Below are 8149 nucleotides of genomic sequence, written 5' to 3' on the forward strand. Positions count from 1 at the left end.
AGAAATCACTATAATGAAATTTCAAAACAATGTCGGGAAGAAAATGAAGCTGTAATTATTACAGTAAATGGACGTGGCGATACGGTTTCTTTATCTTATGATGAATACAAAAGTATGAAGTCAAGAATTGAATTATTGGAATTGCTTGCAGAAGCAGATGAAGATGTTGCGAATGGAAGAGTATCACCTATTCAAGACACTTTTCATGATTTAAGAGCTATGTTAAAAGGGAAATAAAATGAAATATACTATTGTGCGTACTGATACTGCAGATGTTTGTATTCGAAAAATTGTAATGTTCATCGCAAGAAATTTTGGTGAAGATATTGCTTTAAAAAAGTTAAATGATTTAGAAAAGAATATTTATCTGTTGGAAGATAATCCATATTTAGGAATCGCACCTAGATATCCGGTTTTAAAACGACAAGGCTATAAGGTGTTGATACTAGAAAAAGACTTGATATTTTACAAAATCAACGAGGATAAAAAAGAAATCATTATTTATGCGGTCGTAGATCAACGTCAGGACTACTTGAACATTATTCAAGGGTTGTAAATTGCTTATTAAAGAATTAAAAATATATGTAGAAAATGTAAAAGACACTAGTTCCCGTTCCCACAACGAATTATTAGTGTCTTTTTACTAAATTAATTCAGAGTGACCACTGTATCTAGTAGTCTTTCTGTATTTGTATTATACCGATAAAGGAATGTTTATGCAAATGATGTTTTTGCTAGATGGAGTTTTCAACTTTAATATGATAAATTATATAAAAGTGAGGTTTTTAGATTATGAAGAAAGTGCTTTTTATTTGTCATGGGAACATATTCTAATTTTCATAAAGTGCTTTATATAAAGGAAAATGAATAAAATTAAGAGGATTTGTGCACCTTAAATGCACCTTTTGGATAGCTTCATCAACAATTTTTATAGCATGGCCTATCCGTACATGTTACAATATAAAAAACGAAAGGTAATTATAGATGGCAAAATATCAAGAAATATACAATCGATTGAGATCTAGGATCGTTAATAAAGAGATTAAGGCAAATACATATCTGCCTAGTGAAATGGATTTGATGAAGGAATTTAATACATCGCGAGATACGATTCGTAAGGCATTAAATCTTCTTGCTTCCAATGGATATATTCATAAAGAAAAAGGGAAGGGGTCATTGGTTTTAGATTTATCTACAATTAATTTTCCTGTATCCGGCATTACGAGTTATAAGGAATTACAAGATAGTCATTTAGTCAGTAAATCAACGACTTTTGTGCATGAATTTAATTTGATTCCCGCCAATGAAGAAATACAGTCTTTATTAAATATGACTGGTGGAGATGTATATAAAACGGTTCGTATAAGAACAATCGATGGAGAGAAAATTATTTTGGATACGGATTATTTGCGTTCAGATATTATTAAAGGTTTAGAAATTAAGCATGCACAGAACTCTTTGTATGAGTACATTGAAAATGAGCTTGGATTAACAATTAGTTTCGCAAGAAAAGAAATTACTGTAATTCCTGCAACGGATGAAGAAAAGGAATTGTTGGATATGAAAGATTGTGGACTACTTGTATGTGTTCGTTCTTGGACTTATTTAGAAGATGCAACATTATTTCAATATACAGTATCAAAACATAGACCGGATAAATTTAGATTTGTAGATTTTGCAAGACGTGATAAAACACAGAAGATGTAGTCGATGGGCTGCATCTTTTTTTAAAATAGTTGTACGCACATGTTGACACATGTACGTACAAGTCACGTGTTAAAATTCAAGGAGAAAAAAACATGGGAAAATTTACTAAGGATGCTACAGAGTTATTAAAACTTGTTGGCGGAAAAGAAAACATTCAAGCAGTATCACATTGTGTTACTCGCATGCGCTTTGTACTCGTTGATCCATCAAAGGCAGATGTAAATAAAATCGAGGATCTTCCAAGTACAAAAGGAACCTTTACGCAATCTGGACAATTTCAGGTGATTATCGGAAATGAAGTACAAGAATACTACAATGAATTTACTAAGATTTCTGGTATTGAAGGTGTCAGTAAAGAAGAGGTGAAGCAGAATGCGAAGTCTCAACAAAATGTCATTCAAAAAATAATGTCGGCTATGGGAGAGATTTTTGCTCCAATTATTCCAGCTTTGATTGTTGGTGGTTTGATTCTAGGCTTTAGAAATGTCATTGACTCTATGGCTATTGTAGAAAATGGTACAAAAACACTATGTGAAGTATCTCAATTCTGGGCGGGAGTAGATTCATTCTTATGGTTGATTGGAGAAGCTGTCTTTCATTTCTTGCCTGTAGGAATTGTTTGGTCAATTACTAAGAAAATGGGTACAACACAAATTCTGGGTATTATTCTAGGTATCACATTGGTGTCGCCACAATTATTAAATGCGTATGCCGTCGCAAGTACAGCACCAGCTGATATTCCAGTATGGGATTTTGGTTTTGCGACTGTAAAAATGATTGGATATCAAGCACAAGTCATTCCGGCTATGCTTGCGGGTTTTGCGCTTGTTTATTTAGAAAAATTCTTTAGAAAGATTTCACCAAGCTATATTTCAATGATTACAGTTCCATTCTTCTCATTATTGTTAGCTGTAACATTGGCACACACTGTATTAGGACCTATCGGATGGGTTGTAGGTGACTGGATTTCAAATATTGTATGGGCAGGTTTGAATTCTTCTGTAAAATGGTTGTTTGCGGCTGTATTTGGTTTTGCATATGCACCACTTGTTATTACAGGATTGCACCACATGACAAACGCAATTGATACACAATTAATTTCTTCATTTGGTGGGACGAACTTATGGCCAATGATTGCACTTTCTAATATTGCCCAAGGTTCTGCGGTATTAGCTATGATTGTTCTTCAAAAGAAGAATGAAAAGGCGCAACAATTATCGATTCCAGCATGCATTTCTTGTTATTTAGGAGTTACAGAACCTGCAATGTTTGGTGTAAATATTAAATATGGCTTCCCATTCATTTGTGCCATGATTGGCTCTGCATTTGCCGCCATGTTCTCTGTAAGTACAGGTGTTACAGCCGTTTCTATTGGTGTAGGTGGATTGCCTGGCATCCTATCAATTTTTCCACAATACATGATTCAATTCGCAATCGCCATGGTCATCGCAATTGTCATTCCGTTTGTATTAACTTATGTAATGGGAAAGAAGAAATTAACCGATGTAGATTTATATGGAAAACAAAATAAGAATGAAATATTAGAATTTGTATCTCCTGTAGAAGGAAAAGTTATGGAATTAAGTGAAGTTAAAGATAAAGTATTTTCACAAGGAATCATGGGAAATGGATTTGCGGTGGAATTAACTTCAGGTACAGTTAGAGCTCCATTTTCGGGAGAAGTCACAGTTGCGTTTCCGACTGGACATGCGATTGGAATGAAAAGAGCGGATGGATTAGAAGTGTTGATTCATATTGGTATGGATACTGTAGAATTGAATGGAAAAGGTTTCTCACTAAAAGTTAAACAAGGAGACTATGTAAGTGCTGGTGATGTATTAGTTGAAGTGGATTTGGATTATATTAAATCTGAAGGAAAATCATTAGTTTCACCTGTAGTCTTTCCAAATGGACAAGCTGTTTCTTTGAATGTACAAGGAAATATTAAAACGGGTCAAGACGTGGTCGCAATCGCATAAGGAGTAAGCGTTTGGAAAATTTTAAAGATAAAGTAGTATATCAGATATATCCTAGATCTTTTATGGATACGAACAATGATGGGATTGGAGATTTAAAGGGTATTATTTCTAAATTGGATTATTTAAAAGAATTGGGAATAGATTATATTTGGTTAAATCCGATTTTTCCATCTCCACAAGCCGATAATGGGTATGATGTTTCTGATTATTGTGCCATTGATCCAACGTTTGGAACAATGGAAGACTTAGAAGCTTTAATTGATGAAGCTAGTAAAAGAAATATTTATTTGATGTTTGATATGGTGTTTAACCATTCGTCTACAGAACACAAATGGTTTAAGGAAGCATTAAAGGGAAATGAGAAGTATAAGAAATACTATTTCTTTAAAAAAGGAAAAGATGGAAAGCTTCCTACAAATTGGTGTTCAAAGTTTGGTGGCCCAGCATGGAAATATGTGCCTGAATTTGATGAGTATTATTTACATTTGTATGATGAGAAACAAGCCGATATGGATTGGACGAATGAAGAGGTTCGCAATGAGTTTATTCAAATCTTAAATTTCTGGATCAAGAAAGGCATTCGTGGATTTCGATTTGATGTCATTAATAATATTGATAAACAAAAGTTTGAAGATTGTCCACAAGGCGTAGGGAAACAATTCTATTGTGATCAACCAAGAGTTCATCTATATTTAAATGAGTTGAATACAAAGACATTTGGGAACGTTGAGAATTGTATAACTGTTGGAGAAATGTCTTCAACAAGTGTAGAAAACTGTATAGGATATACCAATCCAGACAATCATGAGTTGGATATGGTCTTTAGTTTCCACCATCTAAAAGTGGATTATGTTAATAAAGAAAAATGGACTTCTATGCCATTTGATTTCAAAAAATTAAAACAATTAATGAATGATTGGCAAGTTGAAATGCAAAAAGGGAACGGATGGAATGCATTGTTTTGGAATTGTCATGATCAGCCTAGAAGTTTATCAAGATTTGGAGATGACAAGAACTATCCAAAAGAGTCTGCAAAAATGCTTGCGACAACACTACATATGATGCGTGGAACTCCATATATTTATCAGGGTGAAGAAATTGGAATGACAAATCATTATTTTGATTGTATTGAAAAATATCGTGATGTAGAAAGTATCAATGCCTACAACATCTTAAAAGAGAAAGGTAAAGATGAGGAGTATATATTAAAGGTTCTACAAGAAAAATCACGTGATAATGCACGTACGCCAATGCAGTGGGATGATAGTGAAAATGCAGGTTTTACACATGGTAAGCCATGGATTTCAGTCATTGATAATTATAAGGATATCAATGTTAAAAATGCATTGAATGATACGAATTCGGTATTTTACCACTATAAAAAATTGATTTCTTTAAGAAAAGAATATGCCATTATTCAAGAAGGAAACTATGTTCCATTATTTGAAACGGATGATGCGATTTTTGCCTATAAACGAGTATTAAATAATGAAGAATTACTTGTATTAAGTAACTTTTATGGCAAAGAATGTATATTTGATATGAATCTAAATGGATATGAAATTCTTCTTTCTAATTATGCGGATAGTTTAAATACAAATCATACGCTTCGTCCTTATGAGTCTTTAGTTTTATATAAAAAATCAAAATGAAAAGGGATATTAAAAATGAAAAGGGATATTAAATTAGTTGCCGTAGATATTGATGGTACTTTTGTTAGGAATGATTATTCTTATGATGTGGATAGATTTAAAAATATATTTAAACGAATGAAACAAAAGAATTGTTTATTTGTAGTGGCAAGTGGCAATCAGTATTATCAATTAAAAGATATATTTGATTACTGTAAGGATGAAATTTGTTTTGTGGCAGAAAATGGAGCTTATGTTGTGGATAAAGGGAATTTAGTTTATGCAGTAGATATGCCGGAAAATACAGTACACAAAGTGATTGATGTATGTAGAAAGTATCCAGAAATACTAAATGTCCTATGTGGAAAAGAGAGTGCCTATTGTGAAAGAGGGAAGGTGAGCCAAGCCTTCTTTGATTTGACAAAAATCTATTATCATCATTTAAAGTGGGTAGAAGATTTTAAGGAAGTAAATGATCAAATTTTAAAGTTTGCACCTACAGTTCCAGTTGAAAAAACATACGAATATTATGATTTGTTTAAATCAGAATTAGATGGAGAAATTGAACCTACTACAAGTGGACATGGATCAATCGATTTAATTATGCCAGGATCAAACAAGGCAACTGGATTAAAGAGGATAATGGAACGCTACAATATAGATCCTAGTAAATGTGTAGCGTTTGGAGATAATGGGAATGATATAGAAATGTTACAATATTGTGAACATAGTTATGCCGTAGAAAATGCGAGTGATGAAGCAAAGAAAGCTGCAAAATATATATGCTTATCCAATGAGGAAGATGGTGTATTAAAAGTCTTAGATCAATTGTTTTAGGAGCTGTTACGAATAAGTGAGTTTAATTACTTATAAAGTTCAGCTCTTTTCCTGTATATGCATCACTTTTATGAAATTATCTAACAATTAATTATGTATTGATTTCAGCCAAAAAGCGGTCAAAAAGAAAAAAATAAGAATGAAATCACGCATAAAATCGGTCACAAAAAAATACGATAGTTTTTATGTGCGATTATACATATAATATAATTAATAAGAGTGGAAGGGAGTCTTTATGCGAGAAACAAGAATATTAGAATTTAAAGAAACAATTACGAATACTTTTTTAAAAACAGTGAGTGCTTTTTCGAATTATGATGGTGGAGAGATTCTTTTTGGTGTGGATAATGATGGAAATATAAAAGGTTTGTCTGATATTAAACAAGCTTGTTTAGATATTGAAAATAAAATCAATGATAGTATTTCGCCTCAGCCAAACTATACTCTAGAAATCCAAAATAATAATCAAACGATAAAATTAAGTGTAAAGAGTGGTCTTCAGAAGCCGTATTTGTATAAATCAAAAGCGTATAAGCGAAATGATACATCAACTATAGAAGTAGATACATTAGAGTTTTCAAGACTTGTCTTAGAAGGAAAAAACATTCGATTTGAAGAATTGCCATGTAAAGATCAAGAGTTGTCTTTTGAAATTTTGCAGCATAAGTTAAAAGAGAAAATTCAGATTGAAACTTTTAATAAAGATACTTTAAAGACATTAAATCTATATGATGACGTGAATGGTTTTAATAATGCAGCTGGTCTTTTAGCGGATAAAAATCATTTTTCTGGAATTGATATTGTGAAATTTGGAGAAAATATCAGCATTATACAAAAGAGAATTACTTTTGAAAATACATCTATCTTAGATATATATGAAAAGGCGCTTAATGTATTTAGAGATTATTATCAATATGAAGTAATTCAAGGAGCAAATCGAAAGATGGTTGAAAAGGTACCTGAAGCAGCATTTAGAGAAGCTATTGCGAACGCTTTAATTCATAGAGTATGGGATGTGGATTCACAAATTAGAGTATCAATGCATGATGATAAAATAGAAGTTGTATCTCCAGGCGGATTAACATCTGGAATCATAGAAGATGAATATTTATCGGGTAAACTTTCGGTTTTAAGAAACAGAAATCTTGCAAATGTATTTTACAGATTGGGCTTCGTAGAAATATTTGGAACAGGTATTACAAGAATCAAACAAATCTATTCTGAAGCATCTGTAAAACCAAGTTTTGAAGTATCAGAAAATGCGATTCAAATTGTTCTTCCTGTGTATGAAGAGAGTACGAATTTAACGGAAGATGAAAAAGTAGTATATAAACTTTTGAGTAAATATATGTTAAAATCAATGAGTGAAATTGCACCATATATATCATTTGGTAAATCCAAAACAACAAAGTTATTAAAGGATATGGAACAAAAAGGTGTGATCACTATTGAAGGTAAAGGGAAAGGAACTAAATATAGAATAAAATGAATAAATCGATAGAAATAAAACTAGATGAAGCAGATGAGCAGGCAAGGATGACAGAAGATCGTCTTTCACATGAAGAAATATTTAGTAATGTACGGAAAATGAAAACATTTGATGATATGCTTGTACAACAATTACAGGATGAAGAGTTCAAGAAAGAATATGAAGCCATTCAACCGGAAATGAATGAAATTAGAGCTAGTGTAGCATCACAAAAACAATAAATATGGCAGTTGGTCTATTTTAGGCAAACTGCTTTTTAAAATTAGTTGTGATTGTACTAATATTGTGTAAAAGGATGATTTTATCTTCTTTTAGAGCGTTAAATCGTATCTAATTTGATGAAAATAGGTTGAATTAGACTAAATAGGTGCAATCGTAACAAATTTAGTGGAATTCACGATGTTTTCACATTGGACATTTATAATAGGAATTGGCTACTGGATGTAGTAACGGTGAACCCTCTGAATTAAAAAAAGAAATCTGCTTGAGTTCTCGGCAGATCCTTC

8 protein-coding genes are annotated in these 8149 nt (G+C 32.2%); all 8 read left to right on the forward strand.

Annotation, left to right across the window (positions count from 1 at the left end; translation table 11 throughout):
- Positions 1–237, forward strand: a 237-nt coding sequence (locus tag Q0E86_RS10790; protein WP_295757083.1) for a type II toxin-antitoxin system Phd/YefM family antitoxin, incomplete at its 5' end; no start/stop codon positions are given.
- A gap of 1 nt (position 238) precedes the next feature.
- A complete protein-coding gene (locus Q0E86_RS10795) occupies positions 239–556 on the forward strand; it encodes a type II toxin-antitoxin system RelE/ParE family toxin (protein ID WP_295757085.1) in 318 nt (105 codons plus the stop codon).
- A gap of 428 nt (positions 557–984) precedes the next feature.
- Entirely contained in the window at positions 985–1707 is a 723-nt protein-coding gene (gene treR, locus Q0E86_RS10800) for a trehalose operon repressor (RefSeq protein ID WP_295757086.1), read from the forward strand.
- Between the two features lie 92 nt (positions 1708–1799).
- A complete protein-coding gene (gene treP / locus Q0E86_RS10805; RefSeq protein ID WP_295757088.1) occupies positions 1800–3686 on the forward strand; it encodes a PTS system trehalose-specific EIIBC component in 1887 nt (628 codons plus the stop codon).
- Positions 3687–3697: 11 nt separating this feature from the next.
- The gene (gene treC / locus Q0E86_RS10810) at positions 3698–5338 is read left to right on the forward strand and encodes an alpha,alpha-phosphotrehalase (protein ID WP_295757090.1); all 1641 of its coding nucleotides are present in this window, start codon (positions 3698–3700) and stop codon (positions 5336–5338) included.
- A gap of 15 nt (positions 5339–5353) precedes the next feature.
- Positions 5354–6154, forward strand: coding sequence for a Cof-type HAD-IIB family hydrolase (locus tag Q0E86_RS10815; protein ID WP_295757092.1), 801 nt, complete (start codon positions 5354–5356; stop codon positions 6152–6154).
- A gap of 235 nt (positions 6155–6389) precedes the next feature.
- Entirely contained in the window at positions 6390–7643 is a 1254-nt protein-coding gene (locus Q0E86_RS10820; RefSeq protein WP_295757094.1) for an RNA-binding domain-containing protein, read from the forward strand.
- Positions 7640–7864, forward strand: coding sequence for a hypothetical protein (locus tag Q0E86_RS10825; RefSeq protein ID WP_295757096.1), 225 nt, complete (start codon positions 7640–7642; stop codon positions 7862–7864). Before Q0E86_RS10820 ends, Q0E86_RS10825 begins: the two co-directional genes overlap by 4 nt.
- Positions 7865–8149 lie beyond the last annotated feature (285 nt).

The organism is uncultured Holdemanella sp. (assembly GCF_934754935.1).
Lineage (GTDB): Bacteria > Bacillota_I > Bacilli_A > Erysipelotrichales > Erysipelotrichaceae > Holdemanella.